Consider the following 23,586-nt stretch of genomic DNA (forward strand, 5'->3'; position numbering starts at 1 on the left):
ACGGGGTCCCCGGAACAGGCAGGCACCCGCCCTCACCCGTTGCAGCCCGGCTGGCTCAGAGATCCTTGATCAGCCCTGCATCGATCAGCCAGCGATTGAACCGGCTGGCTTCATCCCCGCTTTTGCAGCCGTAGAACACGCCCTTGCAGCGAAGCATGATCTTCTTCTGCTCGACAAAGGACGGATCGAGCGGCACGCGCGCGGCCTCTTGCACCATGAGCGGCAGATAGGCGGCGTCCAGCACCGGCAGCGCCGATGCCTGTTCGGGTCGGTAGTTCAGCGCGTCGATGGCGTAGTAGGTCGCGTAGTACCTGACATCATGCGTCATGATCCGGTCGGCAAGCTGCCGCTGCGGCAGATCGGGCTCCAGCAGTTTCTGCGCGATCGCCGGCTGGTGATCGCCGAACCGCACCAGCAGGAACGGCTCGGTCGGATGATCCTTCTTCAGCTGCGCGACAAAGGCCTTGTAGTCCGCAGCCGTCATCGCCTGACGGCGGATATATTCGTCCACCTCGGCCGTATTGCCCGGCGCCTGCCAGCCGGCCGGCGTCAGGTCGTCGCGATAAATCGAGGTCCACGGGAAATGATTGGCAGTGAGATAAACCAGCACGAAGATCGGCTGGTCGGTCTTGCTCTCGCGTGCGATGAGATCCCTAGCCTGATCGAAATAGAACCTGTCGGGCTGCATGTCCTCGTTGACGCCCATCGCCGCCATGTCGATGAAACCGTCGATGCCGGCACCCTCTTGGAAGCTGCGGGCGCTGAGGAAATTGCCGTAGGTCGGATAGAGCGAGAAGGTCTTGTAGCCGCAGCTCTGCAGCGCCTGCGGCAGGCCGCGCGAGATCTTTCCGGCGGCGATGCGCGTCACATAGAATTTCAGGGCACCGAAGGAGCGCGCAGAGAGCCCGGTGAAGATGTTGAACTCGGTGTACCAGGTCGGGCCGCCGCTGGACTCGGTGATCAACGCGCGCTGCTGCCCATCCGACGACTTGAAGTTATCGTGATAGCCGGCCGGCACCTTGATGCCGGGCGCCGCCGAAATGTCGAAGGACGACTCGTCGAGCACCATCACGATGTTCGGCCGCTTTACGTCGGGCTCGCAGGTGGTCATCGGCGATGCCAGCGCCGAGCTCACGAGGCTCTTGGAATCCGCCTCGATCCAGCCTGTCGCCGTCAGATGCGAGACCGAGACGACGCCCGAACGCGCCAGATTGGAAATGTGATTGACGCCCTGGAACGGCTCCCACGGCTTTTCGGGATTGGCCGCCGAAAGTCCGACGATCCCCGCCAGGCAGACGCCCGCACAGGCCAGCGCCGTGCGGCGACGCAGGCGGAACGGATCGGCGCGCCAGATCAGCCACAGGATCGGCAGCGCGACGGCGGCGGCGATCAGCAGCCAGGTGCGCAGTTGCGGGAAGATCGAATGCAGGAACGAGATCGTGTCGCGATCGATGATCAGGAAATCCAGAAAGGTCAGCGTCAGTTGCGTGATGCCAAATTTGAACTGCGACAGCACGATCAGCACCGTGACCAGCAGCAGCGACAGCATCGCACTGACGCCCGGCCGCTTGAAGAGCGCAAGGAATAGGAAATTGAGCAAGGCCAAGGTCAACAGAGCCAGCGTCATGGCGAACGGGCCGTATTCGACCGAGGCCAGAACATAGATCGCGAGTACATGGATCGCAGCGATCAGCGCCGTGCGCAGCGGCCGCTGCCGAACATATTGCCAGGACGCCGCCAATCGCTCCCTGAAGCGGCGGCCGGCTTGTGCCGGAGAGACTGAGATCGACGACGGCAGCATCGCTTGCCCGCGAACACCCGGCAAGAAAACTGCCCTGTCTGGCAACGGCCAGCCGGCTCACACCGCGCCCGGACCCCTGCGGAATGTCACAAAACCGTATTGCAGACGTCATGAACGGACAATGAACCTTTCGACGCAGGCGGTGCCGGTCCGGGTGCCGCCTGCCGTCGTCATCCCTCGCCTCTACCGCACTGCGGTCGGCGTCTCGCCCTTGATGATCTCGCCGAAGCGCTGCCAGCGCTCGCCCTTGAAGCTCATCATCTGGAACTGGTCGATGGGCGAGAAATCGGTCGGGCTGGTGTTGACGGTCACGCCCGGTAGCAGCCCGTCGAGCTGCACGTTCCTGAGGTTGGCGGCCTGCTTCATCAGGTTTTCGTGGGTGAGGTCATCGCCGCACAGGCGCAGCGCCTCGACCATGGTCTGGGCGATGCTGTAGCCGGACAGCACGGTGCTCTCCATCGCCTTCCCCTCCGGAATGTACTTCTCGACATAGGCGTAGAACTTCTTCATGCCCGGATCGTCCTTCCACTGCGGATCGGTCGGATCCTTGGCGAAGGTTGCCGACAAAACGTTCTGCGCATTCTCGAAACCCGCTGGACGGATCACGCTGCCCAGCGACGAGCTTGCATTCGGCACGATATGCAGCGGCTTCCAGCCAAGTTCGGCGACCTTCTTGATCGACTGCGCGGCGAATTTGCCGACAGCGAAGGAGAACAGCGTATCAACGCCGGCGGACTTCAACTTGACGATTTGCGAGTCGATCGTCGGCTCGGAAACCTCATAGCTTGCCTCCATCACGATCATCGAGGACGCCTTGTCGCCGAAACCTTCCTTCAATCCCTTCAGATAATCCTTGCCGAAATCGTCATTCTGATAGAGCACGCCGATCTTGGCATCCGGCTTCTCCTTCAGGAGATACTTCGCATAGGCCACAGCTTCGGCGTGATAGCTCGGCAGCCAGCCCATGGTCCACGGAAACTGCTTCGGATCGTTCCAGCGCGTGGCGCCGGTCGCCAGAAACAGTTGCGGCGTCTTCTTGGCGTTGACGTATTTCTGGATCGCGGCATTCGCGGCGGTGCCGACATTACCGACGATCGCCATCACCTCGTCGCTCTCGACCAGCTTGCGCGTCTGCTCCACGGTCTTGGGCGGCGAATAGGCGTCGTCATAGCTGATGAAGACGATCTTGCGGCCATTGAGGCCGCCCTCGTCATTGATCTTCTTGAAATAGGCCGCATAGGACTTGCCGAGAATGCCGTAAGCGGATGCCGGACCGCTATAGGGCACGGTGTTGCCGATCTTGATTTCGGTGTCGCTGGCGCCGGGGCCGTATTTCTTCTGCGCCAGCACCGGGCTGGTCGCCGCCACAGAAATCGCAACCGCGAGCGCGGTCATGGCAGTTGTCGTCATACGCATCATGCGTCCTTCTTTTGCGTTTCCAGTGCTTGCGGTGATTACCGCTACGGCCGTTGCCGTATTCGAACCGAGCCTTCCCGTTCGTCGGGATTGTTGAGCGGCTCGTCAGGTGTGTTTGTTGTTCGTGAACCTCAGTCCGTACGGTCGGCGGCGCCCTGCTCGGCCAGCGCCCGCACGTCTTCGGCGGCGGTCTGCACGTGGCGATGCACGAGCATCGTGGCTGTCGCTTCGTCGCGCGCTGCGATCGCCGCGACGAAGGCGCGGTGATCAATGAGCGAGCGCTGGCGGATCTCCGCGGAGGCGAAATAGCGGCGCCGCCAGCCCGTGCTCATCAGCATCAGCGGCGTCAGCGTGCGCACCAGCACACGGTTCTGGCTCGCCGCGACAACCGCGAGATGGAATGCGACGTCCTCATCAGCGAGGTTGCTGCCATTGGCGACGAGCGCCGCATAGGTGTCGAGCAGCTGATGCAGCTTCGCGAGATCGGCGTCGGTGCGGCGCTGGCAGGCCAGCCGGAACGCCTGTTCCTCGCAAAGGATTCTGGCCTCGGTGACGTCGCGCGTCACCTGCGCATCGAATGGAAGGCCAAGGTCGGCCTGCAGCACCAGCGCATCGAGCCCGCTGTCTTCCAGCGCGTTGCGCAGATAGATGCCTGATTTGGGCTTCCGCTCGGTGATGCGCATGGCATCGAGCACCGCCAGCGCCTCGCGGACGGACCCGCGCGTCACCCCGAACCGCTCCGACAGATCGCGCTCCGACGGCAGCCGGTCGCCTTTCGCGAGCCGGTGATGGCGGACGAATTCGAGCGTTTTCCGAACGGCGTCGGATGTTTCGGTACTGAACGCGGCAAGCATGGATTGACCCTACCAATCTGGTAGGACCAGTTAAGCGATTTTGACCGCGCTGTCGAGGCGACAAATGGCCCCGCTATTTTGGCTGTAGTCCCAACTGCTTCGTCATGATCGCATCCAGCCAGCGTCGCGGCAGACGGCCAGCGATCCATGTCCGGACCGGCTGCGGCGATGCCACGACGCGGGCCTTGGGGCGGGATGCGGTCAGCGCCCGGTACACCAGTTCGGCGATCCGCTCGGGCGGCAACCCGCTCTTCGCCAGCTTCATCAGCATCTCGCGCAGCTTCGTTAGCGCCGGCAGAAACGGCGACGCATTGAAGCGCGCCATATCGATCGCCTCGGCCTTGTCCCAGATCGGCGTGCGCGCGGCCCCCGGCGCGATCACCAGCACGTCGATGCCGAACAGCATGAATTCGCGGCGCAGACTCTCGGCCAGTCCCTCCAGCGCGAATTTCGACGTGCTGTAGGGCGACAGCAGCGGATTGCCAAACTGGCCGGACACCGAGCTCATCATCACAATGCGTCCGGACGTGCCCGCCAGTGCGGGATCGGCACCGAGCAGCGGCGCGAAGGCCCTTGGTGACGATCACCGGGCCCATCACATTGATCTCGATCTGCCGGCGAAACTCGTCGACCGACAGATCAAGCAGCGCGCCGGGGACGGCGACGCCGGCATTGTTGACGAGACCCGCCAGTGTCTCGCCGTTCTGCGCGGCGCGTACCTGCGCAGCGGCAGCCAACACAGCGGCCTCATCCGTGACATCGAACAGCAGCGGGACGAAGTTCGCGCCGAACTCAGCTTGCAAGCGCTCCGCATCGACCGGCCTGCGCACGCTGCCGAACACGCGAAAACCGCGCGCGAGCAGAAGCTTCGCCGTGGCATGGCCGATGCCCGTGGAGACGCCGGTGATGACGATGGATCGCATGATCGTTTCCCAGGTGATATGCCAAGCGGCCAGTCACTGCTTGCTGGTGTCTTCCAACTCGCGAGCACGCGCCTCGGTGGTGCGGCGCATGCACTCCCCGGCCTCGAGCCGTGCGATGGTGCCTTCGCCGAGGCCGAAGTACAGGCAGTTGGCGTCGCGATACTGGATCCATAGCCTCTGCGCATCGCGCAGCTGGCCGCGCTGCTTGTCGGACGTCGCGTCCTTTAACGCCTGCTGATAGGCGACATTCAACCGCTTGTCCCATTGCGCCGTCTTGGCCTTGAGGCATTCGACCATGTCGAACGTGTTCCCGCTGTTGCACAGCCTCTCGGTATCACCCTGATCACCCGCGTAGGCGGCGGAAGCCAGTAAGGAGAAAACGGCGGCAGCGACGATGACGCGCATGGCAAACTCCGATTGGGCTCAACGACCATACAATAAAAAACGGGACCGCGTTGCCGCGGTCCCGTCGATAACTGCGTCTGAAGTGGCGCTTAGTTCTTGGTCTTGTCGACCAGCGCCTTTTCCTTGATCCACGGCATCATGTCGCGGAGCTTGGCGCCCACTTCCTCGATCGGATGCGCGTTGTTGCGCTGACGGGTTGCCTTGAACGAGGCCTGGTTGACCTTGTTTTCCAGCATCCAGTCGCGCGCGAACTTGCCGGACTGAATGTCGGTGAGCACGCGCTTCATCTCGGCCTTGGTCTCCGAGGTGACGATGCGCGGGCCGGTGACGTATTCGCCGTATTCCGCGGTGTTGGAGATCGAGTAGTTCATGTTGGCGATGCCGCCTTCGTAGATCAGGTCGACGATCAGCTTCAGTTCGTGAAGGCACTCGAAGTAGGCCATTTCCGGCGCGTAGCCTGCTTCCACCAGCGTCTCGAAACCGGCACGGATCAGTTCGACGGTGCCGCCGCAGAGAACAGCCTGCTCGCCGAACAAGTCGGTCTCGCACTCTTCCTTGAACGAGGTCTCGATGATGCCGGCGCGGCCGCCGCCCACTGCCGAAGCATAGCTGAGGCCGAGGTCATGGGCGTTGCCCGAGACGTCCTTGTGAACCGCGATCAGGCAGGGCACGCCGCCGCCGCGCTGATATTCCGAACGCACGGTGTGGCCCGGGCCCTTCGGTGCGATCATCAGCACGTCGAGATCTTCGCGCGGATCGAGCAGGTTGAAGTGCACGTTGAGGCCGTGTGCGAAGACGAGCGCAGCGCCCTTCTTCATGTTGTCGTGCATGTGGTCGCGATAGATGTCGCCCTGCAATTCGTCGGGGGTGAGCATCATCATCAGGTCGGCCCACTTGGCGGCCTCGGCGACTTCCATCACCTTGAAGCCGGCGGCTTCCGCCTTCTTCGCGGTGGCCGAGCCCTTGCGCAGCGCAATGACCACGTCCTTGACGCCGGAGTCCTTGAGGTTCAGCGCATGGGCATGGCCCTGGCTGCCGTAGCCGACGATGCAGACCTTCTTGCCCTTGATCAGGTTCAGGTCGGCGTCGCGATCGTAATAAACTCGCATGGGTATTTCCTCTCTTCAGCAACTATATTTCAAAGCTGCCCGTTCGAACCGGTCATCCGCCGAATGGCTGAAGACCATGAATTGCCGCCGGTTTCTAGGGCGACGGGTGCCGCGAGACAAGCCCGCGACGGTGATTTTGCGCTGCGCGTCGGGCTCATAGCTCGACCAGCACGGGATACAGGGAGGCCAGCAACAGCAGCCCCATAACGATATTGAAAGCCCTGACCGCGCCAGGCGATTTTACCAGCGATTGCAGCGAGGTGCCGCACAGCACCCAGGTCACGCAGGACACGAACCCGAGCAGCAGCGACAGGCTGACCTGCAGCAGGATGTTCCAGGGATAGTTGGCAATCGCCGCATAGGCGGTGATGGTACCGATCACCATCACCCAGCCCTTGACGTTGACCCATTGAAACAGCGCCGCGCCGAAAAACGTCATCGGCCGTCGCCGTTCGGCGTCACCCGGGTTGGGCGGACCGGACATCCCGATCGCAAAGGCGAGATAGACGAGATACCCCGCGCCGGCATATTTCAGGATGGTGTGCAGCACCGGATAGGAGGTGAAGACCACCCCCAATCCGAGGCCAGTGACGGCGACCATGAAGGCAAAGCCGACGGTGACGCCGAAGACATGCGGCAGCGTACGACGAAAGCCGAAATTGAGCCCCGACGCGAGCAGCATGATGTTGTTCGGCCCCGGCGTGAAGAACATCACGATGGCGAACACGATAAAGGCGTAGAACAGTTGCTGCGACATGTTTGCCTCAAGCCACTTCGACGAGTTGCGGTGGCCGCTTCGAGAGCAGCATCACACCAATCCCGCAAACAACGACGATCATGCCCGCGAGCCGCAACGGGCCGAACTGTTCGCCGAAGGTGATGCTCGACGCCGCCGCGCCGATGAACGGCACCAGCAGCGCAAACGGTACCACCTGCGCCGCGGAATAGTCGCGCAGCAGCCGGCCCCAGATCCAGTAGCCCAGCGTGGTTCCGATCACTGCGAGGAACAGCACACAGGCGAAGGCCTTCAACGATGCATGCGTGAGCGACTGCCAGGTCGCGCTGGCGCCATCGACACTGAACAGGACGACCAGCAGTGGCAGCAGCGCGACGAGACTGATCCAGGCGAACAGATCGAGCATCGAGACACCCTGCGCACGCCGCAGCAGCAGATTGGAAAAGGCAAAACTCACCGGCGCAGTCATCAGCACCGCGAAGGCGAACACGCTGAAGTCATAACCGACGGTGAAGCAGATCAACAGCAGTCCGCCCATCGCGATCGCGATCCCCGCAACCTGCTGCGGCGTCGGCATCTCCCGCAAGAACAGCGCGGCGAAGCCCACCGTAAACAGCGCCTGGCTCTGCACGATCACCGCCGTCAGCCCCGCCGGCACGCCATGTGCCATGCCATAGGTCTGGGCCAGAAACTGCGCCACCAGCAGCCAACTGGTGGCGACGATCAAGAGCCATGACAGTTTCGGCTTCGGCAGGAACAGGCACGGCAGCGCCGTAATGCCGAAGCGCAGCGTGGTGAGCAGCGTCGACGACATCTCGTCGACCGCCATCCGGGTCAGCACGAAGCCGACGCCCCAGATCACGGCCACCGCAACGGCCAGTGCAATGTCGAAGGGTTTCATGACTGCGATGCGCGCGGAGGCTACATCCCCTCCGGGCCGCGGCTGATCGCAGCCACACCAGTGCGCGAGACCTCGACGAGACCGAGCGGTCGCATCAGGTCGATGAACTGGTTGATCTTGCCGGTATTGCCGGTGATCTCGAACACGAAGCTCTCGATGGTGGCATCGATCACGCGCGCGCGAAACGCTTCGGCCAGACGTAACGCCTCGACACGATGCTCGCCGGTGCCACGCAGCTTGACCATCGCCAGTTCGCGCTCGATGGAGCGGCCGGTCAGCGTCATGTCGACAACGCGATGCACCGGAATCATGCGATCGAGCTGATGCTTGATCTGCGTGATCACCATCGGCGTTCCGGTGGTGACGATGGTGATGCGCGAGACGTGCTTGTGGCTCTCGGTCTCCGACACCGTGAGACTTTCGATGTTGTAACCGCGGCCCGAAAAAAGCCCGATCACGCGCGCGAGGACGCCCGGCTCGTTGGCGACGAGCACCGTCAGCGTATGCGTCTCGTTGGGATCGTGACGCTCTTCCATGAAATAGGCGGAGGCAGGCTGTTCCATTGTCGTTGTCTTTCCAGAGCTCAATCAGACCAGCGCCTTGCCGCCGGCGAAGGCCGCCGCGGTGGCTTCATCATTCGCTTCCAGCGGCAGCAGCATTTCGTTATGCGCCTTGCCGGACGGAATCATCGGGAAGCAGTTTTCCAGCGCCGCGACGCGGCAGTCGAACAGCACCGGCTTCTTCACCTTGATCATCTCCTGCAACGCGCCGTCGAGATCCCCGGGCTTGCTGCACTGGAAACCGACGCCGCCATAGGCTTCCGCCAGCTTGACGAAGTCCGGCAGCGCTTCGGAATAGGAGTGCGACAGCCGGTTGCCATGCAGCAGCTGCTGCCACTGGCGCACCATGCCCATATACTGGTTGTTCAGGATGAAGATCTTGATCGGCAGCTCGTGCTGAACCGCCGCCGACATTTCCTGCATCGTCATCTGCACCGAGGCGTCGCCGCCGATATCGATGACCAGCGAATCCGGATGCGCGACCTGCACGCCCAAAGCCGCCGGCAGGCCGTAGCCCATGGTGCCCAGACCACCCGACGTCATCCAGCGATGCGGCTCCTCGAAGCCGAAGAACTGCGCCGCCCACATCTGGTGCTGGCCGACTTCGGTCGTGATGTAGGTGTCGTGGCCGCGCGTCGCCTCGAACAGCCGCTGAATCGCGAATTGCGGCAGGATCACATCATTGTTCGTCTTGTAGGCCAGCGAATTGCGCGCGCGCCAGGTGGCGATGGTCTTCCACCAGTCCTTGGTGTCCGGCTTCTTCGCCTCGGATTTGAACACCTGCAGGATGTCGCCCAGCACATTGCCGCAATCGCCGATGATCGGGATATCGACACGGATGTTCTTGTTGATCGACGACGGATCGATGTCGATGTGGATCTTCTTCGAATTCGGCGAGAACGCGTCCGTACGTCCGGTGATACGGTCGTCGAAGCGCGCGCCGACGCACAGCATGACGTCGCAATCATGCATCGCCATGTTGGCCTCGTAAGTCCCGTGCATACCCAGCATGCCCAGCCAGTTCGGACCCGATGCCGGATAGGCGCCGAGGCCCATCAGCGTCGAGGTGATCGGAAAGCCGGTGACCTCGACCAGCTCGCGCAGCAGCTTCGACGCCGCGAGGCCCGAATTGATGACGCCGCCGCCTGAATAGATGATCGGCTTCTTCGCACCCGCCAGCATCGACACCGCCTTGCGGATCGCGTTGGCATCGCCCTTCACGCGCGGCGAATAGGAGATGTGAACATCTGACTTGCGCGGCGGATGATAGGTGCCGGTGGCGAACTGAACATCCTTCGGCACGTCGACGACGACCGGACCCGGACGGCCGGTGGTCGCAACGTAAAAGGCTTCATGCAGCACCTTGGCGAGATCATTGACGTCGCGGACCAGCCAGTTGTGCTTGGTGCAGGGCCGCGTGATGCCGACGGTGTCGCATTCCTGGAACGCGTCATTGCCGATCAGGTGCGTCGGGACCTGCCCGGTGATGCAGACCAGCGGGATCGAATCCATCAACGCGTCGGCCAGCGGCGTCACCATATTGGTGGCGCCCGGACCCGAGGTCACCAGCACGACGCCCGGCAGGCCGGTCGAGCGTGCATAGCCTTCGGCGGCATGGCCGGCGCCCTGCTCATGGCGGACCAGAATATGCTCTACTTCGCTCTGCTGGTAGATCTCGTCATAAATCGGCAGCACCGCACCGCCGGGATAACCGAAGATGTGCTTGACGCCATGATCAGCAAGCGCGCGCACGATCATCGCTGCGCCGGTCATCTGATTGGGATCGTGAGGCTTGCTGTCGCTCATGGTTCGCTCCGGATGCGCTCTGCGGCGCGGCTTGGTCTGGATGGTCGCTGGGTTCGGAAGACTTGACGTTCAGGCAATAAAAAAGGGCCCGTTCAGGACCCTGTGCACACCGCTCGGTTCGTGGGTAGCCGTCAGCTACCCCCGGCGGTGCGCCAGGGTACTACGGTAATAAGGAGGTTAGTAATTTTATTGCGCACGAGATTGGTCCGACTTTTCATAACTTGCGCGGAACATAGCCGGCAAACCCGGGATGTCAAGGGAAGTTGCCGTGATCGCGCTGATTTCAGAGCCTAGCCGGGTCTTTCGCATTCGGCGAGCGGAAAAAACCGGCGGGCTGATATGCGCCCGCTTGGCGAAGCTGGCAAACCCTCCGCCGTCAATTCCGGAGAACGCCAGAATTCTAGCCCGTCATTCCGGGGCGCGGCCGGCTCTTGCCGGACGCGAACCCGGAATCTCGACATGGCTGAACACTTCGGGATTCCCCGCCACTCCAAGTGGAGTGGCTGAGGTTCGCATTCCAGCGGCTTCGCCGCGTTCATGCGCCCCGGAATGACGGGATGTTAATTGCGAGCGGACCTTGCACCCTCACCCTCGCCTCCTCCGCCGTCATCCACGCGAACTCCGGCAGTTGATGCCGAAACCAGGTGAACTGCCGCTTCGCATAGTGTCGCGTATCCGCCTGCCCGATCTCCGCGGCCTCCTCGCGCGAGATCTCGCCGCGGATATGCCGGATCAGCGCCGGCACGCCATGGGCCTTCATTGCCGGCAGCAGCGGATCGAGATTTCGCGCGGCGAGCGCTGCGACTTCGTCCAACGCTCCCTCATCCAGCATTTTCTCGAACCGCGCATCGATCCGCGCATAAAGCTCCTCACGCTCCGGCGCCAGAAACAACGCGGTTATGCCCTCCGGCGGCAACAGCGGCGGCAGGCCCTCGCCGTGCCAGTCGGTGAGCGAACGACCTGTCGCCTCCACCACTTCCAGCGCGCGGGCGATACGCGTGCGGTCGCGCAGATTGAGCCGTGCAGCGGAGACCGGATCGACCAAAGCGAGCTGCGCATGCAGCGCCTCCGGTCCAGCCCTTTCCAGCCGCGCGCGGACATCGTCGCGCACTTCGGCTGCGATCGGCGGCACTGCCGAGAGCCCGCGTGTCAACGCCTTGAAATACAATCCGGAGCCGCCGATGAAGATCGGCAGCTTGCCCTGCGCCCGCACCTCGGCGAGCACGGTCGCGGCCTCTGCGACCCATGCCCCGGCCGAGAAATTCACCGCGGCATCGACGGTCCCATAGAGCCGGTGCGGTGCCTGCGCCTCTTCCTCCACGGACGGCCGCGCCGTCAGCACGCGCAGGTCGCGATAGACCTGCATACTGTCGGTATTGATCACCACGCCGTCCTGCGCGCGCGCCACGGCCAGCGCCAGCGCCGACTTGCCGCTGGCGGTCGGCCCTGCGATAAGCAGCGCTCTGTTGTCTGGCCTGGAACTCACACCATGTCTCTCGTTGCGACCCTGATCTGCAACCCCGCCGATCCCGCTCTCGATAGCACGGTGATCGACGGCATGCGCGCAATCTTGCCGGGCGACACCGAGGCGCACTGGCTCTCTGACGGAGTCGCTGCCGACATCCTGTTCACCAGCGACCACAACATGCTCGCACTCGCCGATCGCCTGCGCGCCGCCCGCGGTGATATGCCGATCGATGTTGTCGTGCAGCCTCGCCTCGACCGGCGCAAGAAGCTTTTTCTCGCCGACATGGATTCCACCATGATCGGCCAGGAATGCATCGACGAGCTCGCCGACTTCGCCGGCCTCAAGGCCCATGTCGCCACCATCACCGAACGGGCCATGCGCGGCGAGATCGAATTCGAGCCGGCACTGCGCGAACGCGTCGCGCTCCTGAAGGATCTGAAGGTCGGCGTTGTCGATGAGGTGCTGGCCTCACGCATCACACTGACGCCGGGCGGCCGCGAGCTGGTGCAGACCATGCGCGCCAATGGTGCCTATACCTGCCTCGTCTCCGGCGGCTTCACGCTGTTCACAGCCAGGGTCGCGGAGCTCATTGGCTTCCAGGAAAATCGCGCCAACGAATTGCATGTCGCTGATGGCAAGCTGACCGGCACGGTGGCAGAGCCGATCCTCGGCAAGGCTGCGAAACTCGCGACACTGGTCGAGCTGCGCGAGTCCTTCGATCTCGACAATCTCGACACCATGGCCGTCGGCGATGGCGCCAACGATCTCGCCATGATCCAGGACGCAGGCCTCGGCGTCGCCTATCACGCCAAGCCGACGGTGGCTGCCGCGGCGCATGCGCGGATCGATCACGGCGATCTCACGGCGTTGCTCTATGCGCAAGGCTACAAGCGCTCAGAGTTTGTGAGCGCGTAGGCACAGCCAAGTCTACACGCAGTTGAACCGCTGCGGCAGTCGTAGCGTCAAACGACCGGTCTTCAATTATGATAGCACCGGTCATCATGCCGCCGTTGGATTTGTCGGATCTCGTTCCGCTCTTCGCCCTGCTTTGGCTTCTCGTACCACTGATGGAATTCGTGCGGACTTTCCAGGCCGGCGGGCCGCTTTCCGCGCGCCAGCTTCTCCATACCGCTTGGCGAAGCTTCCATGCTGGCGCATGGCTGACAATGATTCTCGTTCTCCAGCAAGCTTACAGGCAGCAGGCGATATCGCTTCGCACGCTGGTTCTACTGCTGTTCGCGACACTCGCTGTGCTGCTGACCGCCGACTGGTTGATCGAACAGCGCTATCCCGAAAAGGAACCGGTCTGAGGCAGGCGCGGGCATCGGTTGGTAGTTCGATGAGCGCAGCCACATGCGGGGCTGTGGCACGCGGTGAGAAATCCGCTAATCACTGCGCTCATGCGGGCGACAACGAACATATTTTCCTATCTTTATTGACAATACACCTATTTTGATTATATTCCTCCCGTCCTGCCCCACCGAGAGGGGCGATCGCGATCGTCACGTTCGCGGGGTGGGATGCGGTGGACGCCGGAGATGCGGCGTCACGGGAGATGTGGGGGACGGCTGTCTTCGGGCAGGCCGGATCGTCTGTGGTCAGGATACCACTGGGACAGGCGGCACGGTTTGTCTTGAGACGGAAGTAACCTGCAGATCAAGTGACGGACGACCAACTCAAAACGCGTTCGGCCCAAGCGCTTGAGGCTACCCTTGCCCTTCGTTCCCTGGGCACAGAAAAATGGTGATTAGGATCGTTCACCAAGGCAGATGTGCAGGCAAGCCGAAAAAACACCGCGTGCGGAACGCTGGGCACTTGCTCGGCGCCTCCGAAAGTCCTGATGCATAACCTTGCGGAAGACCGCATCGGCATCAGGCCCAAGGGTGCAACGGGCACCCGGCGTTCCGCACGCCCTCTCACAGGAGGGCGGGAATGCAAGAGATGACGGCGCCCCCCCCGCCGTAAATAATGGGGGTGATGTCGCATGTCTGAAGAGCAGTGGCTGTTTGAAATTCACATCAGCAACGACGCGCAGGCGTCAGAGGGATCCCTCCCTCAAGCACTGCGCAGCTGCGCTGCTTGAGGGAGGGAGGGAGAAGAACCGCCCTACTGCACGCTCAGCGCCACGAAGCGCAGCTCACCTTCGGCATTTGATACCAGCAGCAAGACCGATTTCTTGCCGTCCTTCTTCAAGGCATCGACGCGCTTCTTGACGTCGGCGGCATTGGTCACTGCCTCCTGCGCGACCTCGACGATGACATCGCCGGCGGCCAGGCGCTTCTCGGCCGCGTCGGAGCCGGCGTCCACACCAGTCACGATCACGCCCTTCACGCTGTCCTTGATCTTGTACTTGGTGCGCAGATCCTTGCTGAGGCCGGTGAGATCGAGACCCAGCGCCTTCTGGGTCGCCGGCTTCTCGGCTTCCGGCGTGGACTTGATCGACGCCTGCACCGGCTTGTCGTCTTCCAGGCGGCCGAGGGTGACCTGTTTGGTCTCTTCCTTGCCCTTGCGGATGATCAGCACATTGACCGCCTTGCCGACTGTGGTGCCGGCGACGATGCGCGACAGGTCCTTCGGCTCCTTGACGTCACGGCCATCGAATTTGATGACCACATCGCCGGGCTCGAGGCCGGCAGGCTTGGCCGGGCCCTTGTCGTCGACGCCGGCGATCAGCGCACCACGCGCCGGCTTGATGTTCAGGCTCTCGGCGATCTCGTCGGTGACCGGCTGGATGCGTACGCCGAGCCAGCCGCGGCGGACTTCCTTGTATTCGCGCAACTGCTCGATGACGCCGACCACGGTCTTCGACGGCACGGCGAAGCCGAGGCCGATGGAGCCGCCGGTGGGCGAGATGATCAGCGTGTTTACGCCGACCACTTCGCCTTCGAGGTTGAACAGCGGACCGCCCGAATTGCCGCGATTGATCGAGGCGTCGGTCTGGATGTAGCTGTCATAGGGACTGTTATTGCTGATCTCGCGGTTACGCGCTGAGACGATGCCCGCAGTAACGCTGCCGCCGAGCGAGAACGGATTGCCGATGGCGATCACCCATTCGCCGAGGCGCAGCTTCTCGCTATCGCCGAATTTCACGGCAACAACCGGCTTCACCGGGGTGAACTTCAGCACGGCCAGATCGGTCTTCTTGTCGACGCCGACCAGCTCCGCCTTGATCTTGGTGCCATCATTCATGATGACGGTGATCTCGTCGGCGCCATCGATGACGTGGTTGTTGGTGACGACAATGCCGGATGCGTCGATAATGAAACCGGAGCCGAGCGAATTGGTCTTGCGCGGCTGCATGCCGCCATTCTTCTCGCCACCGGGGCGACCACCGCGGTTCTTGAAGAAGTCGTCGAAGAACTCCTCGAACGGCGACCCTGGCGGCAATTGCGGCATCGCCCCGCGGCCACCGCCCTCGCCCTTGTCGCTGTTCTTCGCCTCGACGGTGGAGGTGGTCGAGATATTGACCACCGAATCGATCACTTTCTCGGCGACATCAGCAATCCCATCCGGGCCGCGGGCCGAGGCCGGCGCGGAGAATGCGGCAACCGCAGCGCAAAAACAAAGAGCCGTCAGGAGCGGACGCAGGCCGCCATACGACGCACGGCGCGAGACAGGGCTCAGAGTGGGGTGAGCGATGGACATGTCGGAAACGTCTCCAAAAGAGAGTCGGCAAATTTCATTGAGAGTGCGCCCGAACGGCGACATCGCGCAAGTCTTCGCGCGGGCCATCCGGGTGCCCCATCTGGAACGCGGATTGCGGCGGAATGCAGACACAAAGGTGCACGATCTCGTTGATCGGCAACAGCTTTTTTGAATGATCGGGGACCGCCGCTAGCGTCGGATCGCCCAGATCAGGATCAGACCACCGACCGCCGAGACCAGGCCGGCGATACGCAGGATATTGTCAGGGCTCTGCAACGCGCTCTTCATGGCGCGGCGCATCCATCCAGGAAATGCCAGGAACAGGATGCCTTCAAATACGAGCAAGACGCCGATGCCGATGAGGAAGTCGGCAAACGCTATGGACCTCATCCGACTTCCACTCCCGAACCTTCGCACCCTGGCCGCAGTTTCTTGGCAGTTTTCTTGGCGCTTTTCTGAAAACAAATGAGGCGCACCGTGTGACGGTACGCCTCATCCTTAGATCAGAGTGGCAGCGAACGCAAAACGGGTATCTGTGTAAGCTTAATTGACGACGTCGTTACTGGGGCTTTGCCGCGGGGGGCTTGCCCGACGGATTGGCGAAGAAGCGGAAGAACTCCGAATCCGGCCGCAGCAGGAAGCGGGTGTCGTTGCTCTTCAATCCGTTCTCGTAGGCGGTCATCGAGCGATAGAACGCGAAGAACTCCGGATCCTGACCGTAAGATTCGGCGAACAGGCGGTTGCGCTCGCCGTCGCCGGCACCACGGGTCTGTTCAGCCGTCGAGTTCGCATCGGCGATGATGACCGTTGCTTCACGATCGGCCTTGGAGCGAATCTCCTGCGCCTTCTGGCCACCGCCAGCGCGGAACTCGGCAGCTTCCCGCTGACGCTCGGTCTGCATCCGCTGATACACCGCCTGGCTGTTGGCCTCCGGCAGATCGGCGCGGCGGATACGAACGTCGACGACGGAGATGCCGTAGCCGTCGGCTTCCTTGTCGAGCTGCTCGCGGATCTTGTTCATCAGGTTCTCGCGCTCGTCGCGCACGATCTGGATGAAGGTGACCTCGCCGAGCACACGACGCATCGCGGCGTTGAGCAGCGTGGTGAGCTGGATGTTGGCCGCCTGGATCGAGCCGATGCTCTGGTAGAAGCGCAACGCGTTCTTGATCTTGTAGCGGGCGAAGGCATCGACCACCAGACGACGCTGGTCATTGGCGATGATTTCCTGCGCCGGGTTTTCCAGATCGAGGATACGCTTGTCGATCGAGATCACGCTGTCGATGAACGGGATCTTGAAGTTCAGACCTGGCTCGGTGACCACGCGGACGGGCTCGCCGAGTCGCACCACGAGGGCCTGTTCAGTCTGGCGCACCGTATAGATCGAGCCGAAGCCCACGATGACCAGCACCAGCACTACAATCAGTGCAACGATACCTGAGATGCCGGTTTTCATCGGGTGCTCCCGCTCTGCTGAGGCTGACCAGATGGCGCCGGAGGCTGACGCCGTGGCGTCAGTTCATTCAAGGGAAGATAAGGCACAACGCCTTGCGAAGCGCCGGCACCCTGGCCGCCGTCATAGACCAGCTTCTCGGCACCGCCGAGGATCCGCTCCATGGTTTCGAGATAGATACGCTGACGGGTCACGTCCGGCGCCTTCTTGTACTCGTCATAGACCTTCAGGAAGCGCGCGCTCTGGCCCTTGGCTTCGGCGATCGCCTGTTCGCGATAGCCTTCGGCGACCTGCAGGATCTGCGCAGCACGACCGCGCGCATCGGGAACGACGCGGTTGGTATAGGTCTGGGCTTCGTTCTGCAGGCGCTGGGCGTCGGCCTGAGCCGCCTGCACGTCACGGAACGCATCGATCACCTGTGCCGGCGGATCGACCTTCTGCAGCTGGACCTGCTGGATCAGGACGCCCGCGCTATAGCCGTCGAGCGTCTTCTGCATCAGTTCCTGCACCTGGGTTTCGGTGGTGGTGCGTGCGCCGGTGAGGATCGGCTGAATGTTGGCGCGGCCAACAACTTCACGCATCACGCTTTCGGCGACCGCTTTCACGGTGCCTTCGGGGTTCTGGATGTTGAACAGGAAGTTGCCTACACCGTCGGGCTTGATACGCCACAGCACGGTGAAGTCGACATCGACGATATTCTCGTCGCCGGTCAGCATCAGGCTCTCTTCCGGCACATCCCGGATGGTGCGGCCACGGCGACCGGTGTCTTCCAGGATCGACATGCCGACCGACAGGGTCGATACGCGCAGCGCCTTCGGCAAGAGCACGGTCTCGATCGGATAAGGCAGATGATAATTCAGGCCGGGCTGCACAGTGCGGACATGCTTGCCAAAACGGAGAACGACACCGAGCTCTTCCGACTGCACGCGGAAGAAACCAGACAGCCCCCAGATCACCAGCGCCACGACGAGCACGAGTGCGATGCCCATGCCGCTGACGAAACCGCCCGGCAGCATCGACTGCAGACGGTCCTGCCCCTTGCGCAGCAGATCCTCAAGATCAGGCGGCCTCGGTCCGGACGATTGCGGACCAGAACCCCAAGGTCCCTTTGGACCAGAGCCCCATGGGCCTCCGCCTTGATTCTTCCACGGCATACAACACTCTCCTCTGCGCGGCCGGACATACCGGTCTCGCCACGTCTGCATGGCTTTATAGGGGACGACCCCAGCTCTTACAACGCGGGGTTCTTGACTGCTGGAGCTATGCCCGAGGCCGCAAAAGTCAATGTTAACGGGCGGAAAACGCAGTTAACGAGGCTCTCTCCGGCAATATGTCACATAGGAGAAATCGACGCTGTCCTCGCCCGCCGCCGCGTTCCTGACGCGCGCCACTTCTTCCCACACAGCGAGATCTACCGGCGGCATAAAGGTATCACCGATGGGCTTCGCGTGAACTTCGGTGACTTCGAGACGGTCGGCGATCCCCATCCATTGGGCATAGATCTCGGCGCCGCCGATCACGGCAATCTCAGTGACCAAACGCCGCAGCGCATCGCCAGTTGCCACCGCGCGTGCATCGGTAAGCGACGTGGTGACTACGGCTCCTGCGGCCTGATAGCCCGCATTGCGTGTGATGATGATATTGGTGCGTCCCGGCAGCGGTCGCTTCGGAAACGACTCGTATGTCTTGCGCCCCATCACGATCGGCTTACCCATCGTCAGCGCCTTCAAGCGCTGCATGTCCGACTTCAGCCGCCATGGAATGGCATTGCCCTGCCCGATCACGCCGTTCTCGGCGATGGCATAGATGAGGACGATGTTCATGACGTGGTGCCACGCGACGCCAGTTCACGAAGCGCGTCGCCGCTCACTTTGCAGGCCGTCCACTCGTCCATCATCTTCGCGCCTATCGATTTGTAGAACGCGATCGATGCCGCATTCCAGTTCAACACCGACCACTCGAACTGCGTCCAGCCCTTGTCGACACAGCGCTGCGCCAGCTTGACCATCAGGGCTTTGCCAATGCCATGGCCGCGGTGCCCGGGGCGCACGAACAGATCTTCAAGGTAGATGCCGTGACGTCCCCGGAACGACGAAAAATTGAGGAACCAGAGTGTAAATCCGACGGGCTCGCCATCCCATTCCGCGATGTCGCAATAGACCTGCGGCTGCGGACCGAACAGCGCCGCGGCGATTACAGCCTCTGTGGCATCGACCTGGTGCGAGAGCTTCTGATATTCCGCCAATTCACGCACGAAACTGAAAACAAGCGCGGATTCATCGTCCCTTGCCGCGCGAATGAGAAGGCTCACACCGCGACCTCGGCCTTGATATGAGGATGCGGATCGTAGCCTTCGAGGGTGAAATCCTCAAAGCGAAACGCGAAGATGTCCTTCACGTCCGGATTGATCTTCATCACCGGCAGCACACGCGTCGGCCGCGTCAATTGCAGCCGCGCCTGGTCCAGATGGTTGGAATAGAGGTGCGCATCGCCAAGCGTATGGACAAAGTCGCCAGCCTTCAGGCCCGTGACCTGCGCGATCATCATCGTCAGCAGCGCGTAGGACGCGATGTTGAAGGGCACGCCCAGAAACACGTCGGCGGAGCGCTGATAAAGCTGGCAGGAGAGCTTGCCGTTGGCGACGTAGAACTGAAACAGGCAGTGGCACGGCGGCAGCGCCATCTTGTCGATCTCGGCGGGATTCCATGCCGTAACGATCAGCCGGCGCGAGTCCGGATTGCGCTTGATCATGTCAATGACATTGGCGATCTGATCGATCGTGCGCCCGTCGGCCGTGGGCCATGAACGCCACTGCGAACCGTAGACCGGACCGAGATCGCCATTGGCATCCGCCCACTCGTCCCAGATCGAGACGCCATTGTCCTTGAGGTATTTGATGTTGGTGTCGCCCGCCAAAAACCACAGCAGCTCGTGGATGATCGCTTTGAGCGACAGCTTCTTGGTGGTCAGGACGGGGAAGCCATCGCTGAGCTTGAAACGCATCTGATGCCCAAACACGGACAGCGTACCTGTGCCGGTGCGATCGTGCTTCTCGGCGCCGTCGCTCAGGATTCGCTCTAGCAGGTCGTGATACTGGTTCATGGTCGATCTTGCGGGCTTGTGAGCGGACGAACTTATCGCCTTCGCCGGTGGTCGGACACGCCGATTCCCGGATTATACCCGGAAAAGTGTGTTCCTGCCCCGCAAACGACAAGGGCCGGATCCCCCTAGGGATCCGGCCCTGAAACCAACCGGTGAACCGGTTCCCGATCAGTTGGCGGGCTTCAGCACAGCCGACCACTTCTCGACTTCGCTCTTCACCAGGGTGCCGAGCGCCGTCTGGGTGCGCGCTTCCGGCTTCGGAATGTCCGAGCCCAGATCAGCGAGACGCTTCCTGACGTTCTCGTCGTCCAGCGCCTTGGCGGCGGCGGCGTTCAGCTTGGCGGTGATCGCCGCGGGCGTGCCCTTGGGCGCAAAGATCGCGTTCCAGGCCGAGGCCTGATACTTCGGCAGGCCAGCTTCCGCAGTGGTCGGAAGATCCGGCAACGACGGGTTACGCTCCGGCGTTGCGACGGCATAGGCCTTGATCGTGCCGCCCTTGACCTGCGGAACGGCGTTGACGATCTGGTCGCACATATAGTCGACCTGACCGCCGACCAGCGCATTCATCGCCGGACCGGTACCGTTGAACGGCACGCCGGTCGGCTTGATATCCAGAACCGAGCTGAGCAGTTCGCACGACGAATACGACACCGAGCCGACGCCGGCATGGGCCATGTTCAACTTGTCGCTGTTCGCCTTCACATAAGTGACGAATTCCTTGAGATCCTTCGGCGCGAAATCCTTCTTTGCCAGGATTAGAATTGGCGTGCCGGCCAGCAGCGCGACCGGCTCGAAATCCTTCTCGGGGTGATAAGCGAGCTTCGGATATAGCGGCACGGCCGCAGCATGGGTGCCCATGTGGCCGGTGATGATCGTGTAGCCATCATTGGCCGCACGCGCCGCACGCGTCGCGCCGGTCGTGCCACCGGCACCGACAACGTTCTCGATGATGATCTGCTGGCCGAGCGTCTTCGACATATCGGCAGCGACGATGCGCGCGATGACGTCGGTGGGGCCACCGGCCGCGAACGGCACGATCATGGTGATGTTGCGGGTTGGGTACTCCTGCGCCTGAGCAGCGGTTGCCAACACGCCGAAGCCGGCGACTGCCGCCAGGCCGCTGATCGCAACTCTGCGATTGAACAACTTCATTTGATTTCCTCCGAAAATGTTTTTGCCGCGAAAATGCCGACAGTCGCGGGACTGAATACATGCAAAGGCCCGAAGTCTATTCGACTTCGGGCCGTGGCGTAACGACGCAGATGCGTGGTGAAGCTTGTCAGCTCTCAGATTCAACGAAGACTTCGTCGCGCTTCTTCCGCAGTGCGGGAAGCACCGCAAGGATCAGCAGGAACGCCGAGATCGCCATCAGGGTGGCCGACAACGGACGGGTGAAGAACACCGTCGCATCGCCGCGCGAGATCAGCAGAGCACGACGCAGATTTTCTTCCATCAGCGGGCCGAGCACCATGCCGAGCAGCAATGGCGCCGGTTCGAAGTCATGCTTGATCAGCCAGTAGCCGAGCAAACCGAATACGCCGGCAAGCACCACGTCCATCGGAGCGTTGTTCACCGAATAGATGCCGATGCTGCAGAACACCACAATCGACGGGAACATCAGCCGATACGGCACGCGTAGCAGTCGGACCCAGATGCCGACCATCGGCAGGTTGATGACCAGCAGCATCAGGTTGCCGATCCACATCGAGGCGATCATGCCCCAGACCAGCTCGGGCTGCTTCTGCATCACCTGCGGACCGGGCACGATGCCATGAATGGTCATCGCACCAACCATCAGCGCCATCACGGCATTGGGCGGAATGCCGAGCGTCAACAGTGGAATGAACGATGTCTGCGCTGCAGCATTGTTCGCGCTTTCCGGTGCGGCAACGCCTTCGATGGCACCACGGCCGAACCGCTCCGGATGCTTCGACAGCTTCTTCTCAAGCGTATAGGCCGCGAAAGACGCGATGACCGCGCCGCCACCCGGCAGAATGCCGAGGATGGAACCGAGCACGGTGCCGCGCAGAATGGCCGGCGCGGAGTCTTTCATATCCTTCTTGGTCGGCATCAGGCCCGTGACCTTCTGCTGAACCAGTTGCCGATCTTCCTCGCCACCAGCATCCAGATTGCGGATGATTTCGGCAAAGCCGAACAGGCCCATGGCGACCGTGGCAAAGCCAAGACCATCGGCAAGTTCGGGGATGTTGAACGACATGCGCGAGGCGCCGGTCTCGATATCGGAACCGACCATCGACAGCAGCAGACCGAACACGATCATCGCGATCGCCTTCAGTACCGAGCCTTTGGCGAGCACCACCGCGAAGATCAGACCCAGGACCATCAGCGAGAAGTATTCGGCAGGTCCGAAAGCCAGCGCGAGCTTGGTCAGCGGTGCGCCGAGCACAGCGATCAGTACCGTCGAGACACAACCAGCGAAGAACGAGCCGATTGCCGCGATCGCGAGTGCCGGACCGGCGCGGCCCTGCTTGGCCATCTGGAAGCCATCGAGCGCGGTGACGACCGAACCGGCTTCACCAGGAATATTGACGAGGATCGACGTGGTCGAACCACCATACTGCGCGCCGTAATAGATGCCGGCAAGCATGATCAGCGCGCCGACAGGCGGCAGACCGAACGTAATCGGCAGCAGCATGGCCACCGTGGCGATGGTGCCGATACCGGGCAACACGCCGACCAGCGTGCCAACCAGCGCACCGATCAGACAGAGCAGAATGTTGATGGGAATTGGAATCGACATGCCGCCAAGCAACGGCGGTGCCCACTGCACAAACTGGAAGACGGTCGCGAAGCCGAGACCAAGATTGGAGAACAGATCACCCATAGCGCCCTCGCCTTCAGCGGATCAGAAACGTCGGCCACATCTGCAGAGGCAGACCAAGCGCGTACGGAAATAGCAAAGCGCAGCCTGCCGTGAGGCAGGCGCCGACGATGAAGGTTTCCTTCCAGAGCGTCTCGGTCGAACCGAGCGCCGCGATCAGGAAGCTCGCCATCGCGGAGAAAATCATCCCCATCGGGCGAATGGAAAGCGCAAAGCACAGGATCGCAAGCGAGACGAAGAGCGGTCCACGCCAGTGGAACTTGGAGAGCGTCGCGCCTTCCGTGAAAATACCGACTACGGTCACAGCTGCACCAAGACCCAGCAGCAGAATGCCGAACATCCGCGGCGCGGTACCTGCACCGAACGAGAAGCCATGCATACCCTGCAGATCGCTGGATGCCCACAGAGCAAATGCAGCAATCGCCACCAAAGCAAGGCCGCCGATAAAGTCCTGAGGGCCTTTGACCCAGCTCGGTAAGATAGATTTCTCCGGCGCATGGCTCGGCGCATCACTCATTGGTACGTTCCCTCGTTACGAGCTTGTAGCCCAAACAACATCGTTCGGAGA

Annotated in this window: 22 protein-coding genes and 1 pseudogene; 2 read left to right on the plus strand and 21 right to left on the minus strand. The window is 62.1% G+C overall.

All coding sequences use genetic code 11. The annotated features are described in order from the left end of the window. Positions 1–55 precede the first annotated feature (55 nt). The 11 genes and pseudogenes from CIW50_RS19745 to miaA form a co-directional block, all read right to left on the minus strand. Complete coding sequence (locus CIW50_RS19745; RefSeq protein WP_246664373.1) at positions 56–1,825, minus strand: sulfatase-like hydrolase/transferase; 1,770 nt, start codon at positions 1,823–1,825, stop codon at positions 56–58. Positions 1,826–1,984: 159 nt separating this feature from the next. Further along, on the minus strand, positions 1,985–3,217 hold the full coding sequence (locus tag CIW50_RS19750) for an ABC transporter substrate-binding protein (RefSeq protein WP_149533103.1): 1,233 nt from the start codon (positions 3,215–3,217) through the stop codon (positions 1,985–1,987). A 131-nt stretch (positions 3,218–3,348) separates the two neighbouring features. After that, complete coding sequence (locus tag CIW50_RS19755; protein WP_149532907.1) at positions 3,349–4,071, minus strand: FadR/GntR family transcriptional regulator; 723 nt, start codon at positions 4,069–4,071, stop codon at positions 3,349–3,351. Between the two features lie 73 nt (positions 4,072–4,144). Next, positions 4,145–4,994, minus strand: a pseudogene (locus CIW50_RS19760) (SDR family NAD(P)-dependent oxidoreductase). 33 nt (positions 4,995–5,027) lie between these two features. Then, positions 5,028–5,399, minus strand: a complete 372-nt coding sequence (locus CIW50_RS19765) for a lysozyme inhibitor LprI family protein (RefSeq protein WP_246664374.1) — start codon at positions 5,397–5,399, stop codon at positions 5,028–5,030. 89 nt (positions 5,400–5,488) lie between these two features. Next, positions 5,489–6,508, minus strand: coding sequence for a ketol-acid reductoisomerase (ilvC, locus tag CIW50_RS19770; protein ID WP_089267877.1), 1,020 nt, complete (start codon positions 6,506–6,508; stop codon positions 5,489–5,491). 154 nt (positions 6,509–6,662) lie between these two features. Beyond that, positions 6,663–7,265: a LysE family translocator gene (locus CIW50_RS19775; protein ID WP_149532908.1), complete on the minus strand. Its 603-nt coding sequence runs from the start codon at positions 7,263–7,265 to the stop codon at positions 6,663–6,665. 7 nt (positions 7,266–7,272) lie between these two features. Continuing rightward, positions 7,273–8,145 (minus strand): EamA family transporter, encoded by an 873-nt coding sequence (locus CIW50_RS19780; RefSeq protein ID WP_149532909.1) that lies wholly within the window; start codon positions 8,143–8,145, stop codon positions 7,273–7,275. A gap of 20 nt (positions 8,146–8,165) precedes the next feature. Then, the gene (gene ilvN / locus CIW50_RS19785) at positions 8,166–8,708 is read right to left on the minus strand and encodes an acetolactate synthase small subunit (protein WP_116660748.1); all 543 of its coding nucleotides are present in this window, start codon (positions 8,706–8,708) and stop codon (positions 8,166–8,168) included. Between the two features lie 24 nt (positions 8,709–8,732). Continuing rightward, positions 8,733–10,511: an acetolactate synthase 3 large subunit gene (locus CIW50_RS19790; protein ID WP_149532910.1), complete on the minus strand. Its 1,779-nt coding sequence runs from the start codon at positions 10,509–10,511 to the stop codon at positions 8,733–8,735. Positions 10,512–11,046: 535 nt separating this feature from the next. Further along, on the minus strand, positions 11,047–11,997 hold the full coding sequence (gene miaA, locus CIW50_RS19795) for a tRNA (adenosine(37)-N6)-dimethylallyltransferase MiaA (RefSeq protein ID WP_149532911.1): 951 nt from the start codon (positions 11,995–11,997) through the stop codon (positions 11,047–11,049). 3 nt (positions 11,998–12,000) lie between these two features. Between miaA and serB the strand changes: the two genes are divergently transcribed. Continuing rightward, on the plus strand, positions 12,001–12,894 hold the full coding sequence (serB, locus tag CIW50_RS19800) for a phosphoserine phosphatase SerB (protein ID WP_149532912.1): 894 nt from the start codon (positions 12,001–12,003) through the stop codon (positions 12,892–12,894). Between the two features lie 68 nt (positions 12,895–12,962). Continuing rightward, the gene (locus CIW50_RS19805; protein WP_149532913.1) at positions 12,963–13,289 is read left to right on the plus strand and encodes a hypothetical protein; all 327 of its coding nucleotides are present in this window, start codon (positions 12,963–12,965) and stop codon (positions 13,287–13,289) included. A gap of 796 nt (positions 13,290–14,085) precedes the next feature. Here the strand turns inward: CIW50_RS19805 and CIW50_RS19810 are convergent. The 10 genes from CIW50_RS19810 to CIW50_RS19855 all read right to left on the minus strand — a co-directional run bounded on the left by CIW50_RS19810 (position 14,086) and on the right by CIW50_RS19855 (position 23,535). Further along, the gene (locus CIW50_RS19810; RefSeq protein WP_149532914.1) at positions 14,086–15,624 is read right to left on the minus strand and encodes a Do family serine endopeptidase; all 1,539 of its coding nucleotides are present in this window, start codon (positions 15,622–15,624) and stop codon (positions 14,086–14,088) included. Positions 15,625–15,813: 189 nt separating this feature from the next. Continuing rightward, the gene (locus CIW50_RS19815; RefSeq protein WP_149532915.1) at positions 15,814–16,014 is read right to left on the minus strand and encodes a DUF2065 domain-containing protein; all 201 of its coding nucleotides are present in this window, start codon (positions 16,012–16,014) and stop codon (positions 15,814–15,816) included. Positions 16,015–16,183: 169 nt separating this feature from the next. Continuing rightward, positions 16,184–17,077: a protease modulator HflC gene (gene hflC, locus CIW50_RS19820; RefSeq protein WP_089268264.1), complete on the minus strand. Its 894-nt coding sequence runs from the start codon at positions 17,075–17,077 to the stop codon at positions 16,184–16,186. After that, the gene (gene hflK / locus CIW50_RS19825; protein WP_149532916.1) at positions 17,074–18,228 is read right to left on the minus strand and encodes an FtsH protease activity modulator HflK; all 1,155 of its coding nucleotides are present in this window, start codon (positions 18,226–18,228) and stop codon (positions 17,074–17,076) included. The genes hflC and hflK overlap by 4 nt, the downstream gene beginning before the upstream one ends. A 153-nt stretch (positions 18,229–18,381) precedes the next feature. Beyond that, the gene (locus tag CIW50_RS19830; RefSeq protein ID WP_149532917.1) at positions 18,382–18,897 is read right to left on the minus strand and encodes a dihydrofolate reductase; all 516 of its coding nucleotides are present in this window, start codon (positions 18,895–18,897) and stop codon (positions 18,382–18,384) included. Next, positions 18,894–19,385: a GNAT family N-acetyltransferase gene (locus CIW50_RS19835; RefSeq protein ID WP_149532918.1), complete on the minus strand. Its 492-nt coding sequence runs from the start codon at positions 19,383–19,385 to the stop codon at positions 18,894–18,896. The genes CIW50_RS19830 and CIW50_RS19835 overlap by 4 nt, the downstream gene beginning before the upstream one ends. Beyond that, the gene (locus CIW50_RS19840) at positions 19,382–20,176 is read right to left on the minus strand and encodes a thymidylate synthase (RefSeq protein WP_149532919.1); all 795 of its coding nucleotides are present in this window, start codon (positions 20,174–20,176) and stop codon (positions 19,382–19,384) included. The genes CIW50_RS19835 and CIW50_RS19840 overlap by 4 nt, the downstream gene beginning before the upstream one ends. 168 nt (positions 20,177–20,344) lie before the next feature. Continuing rightward, a complete protein-coding gene (locus CIW50_RS19845; protein WP_149532920.1) occupies positions 20,345–21,328 on the minus strand; it encodes a tripartite tricarboxylate transporter substrate-binding protein in 984 nt (327 codons plus the stop codon). Positions 21,329–21,455: 127 nt separating this feature from the next. After that, on the minus strand, positions 21,456–23,021 hold the full coding sequence (locus tag CIW50_RS19850; protein ID WP_149532921.1) for a tripartite tricarboxylate transporter permease: 1,566 nt from the start codon (positions 23,019–23,021) through the stop codon (positions 21,456–21,458). A 13-nt stretch (positions 23,022–23,034) separates the two neighbouring features. Next, entirely contained in the window at positions 23,035–23,535 is a 501-nt protein-coding gene (locus CIW50_RS19855) for a tripartite tricarboxylate transporter TctB family protein (RefSeq protein WP_149532922.1), read from the minus strand. Positions 23,536–23,586: the final 51 nt, after the last annotated feature.

Origin of the sequence: Tardiphaga sp. P9-11 (assembly GCF_008329525.1) — a bacterium.
GTDB lineage: Bacteria > Pseudomonadota > Alphaproteobacteria > Rhizobiales > Xanthobacteraceae > Tardiphaga.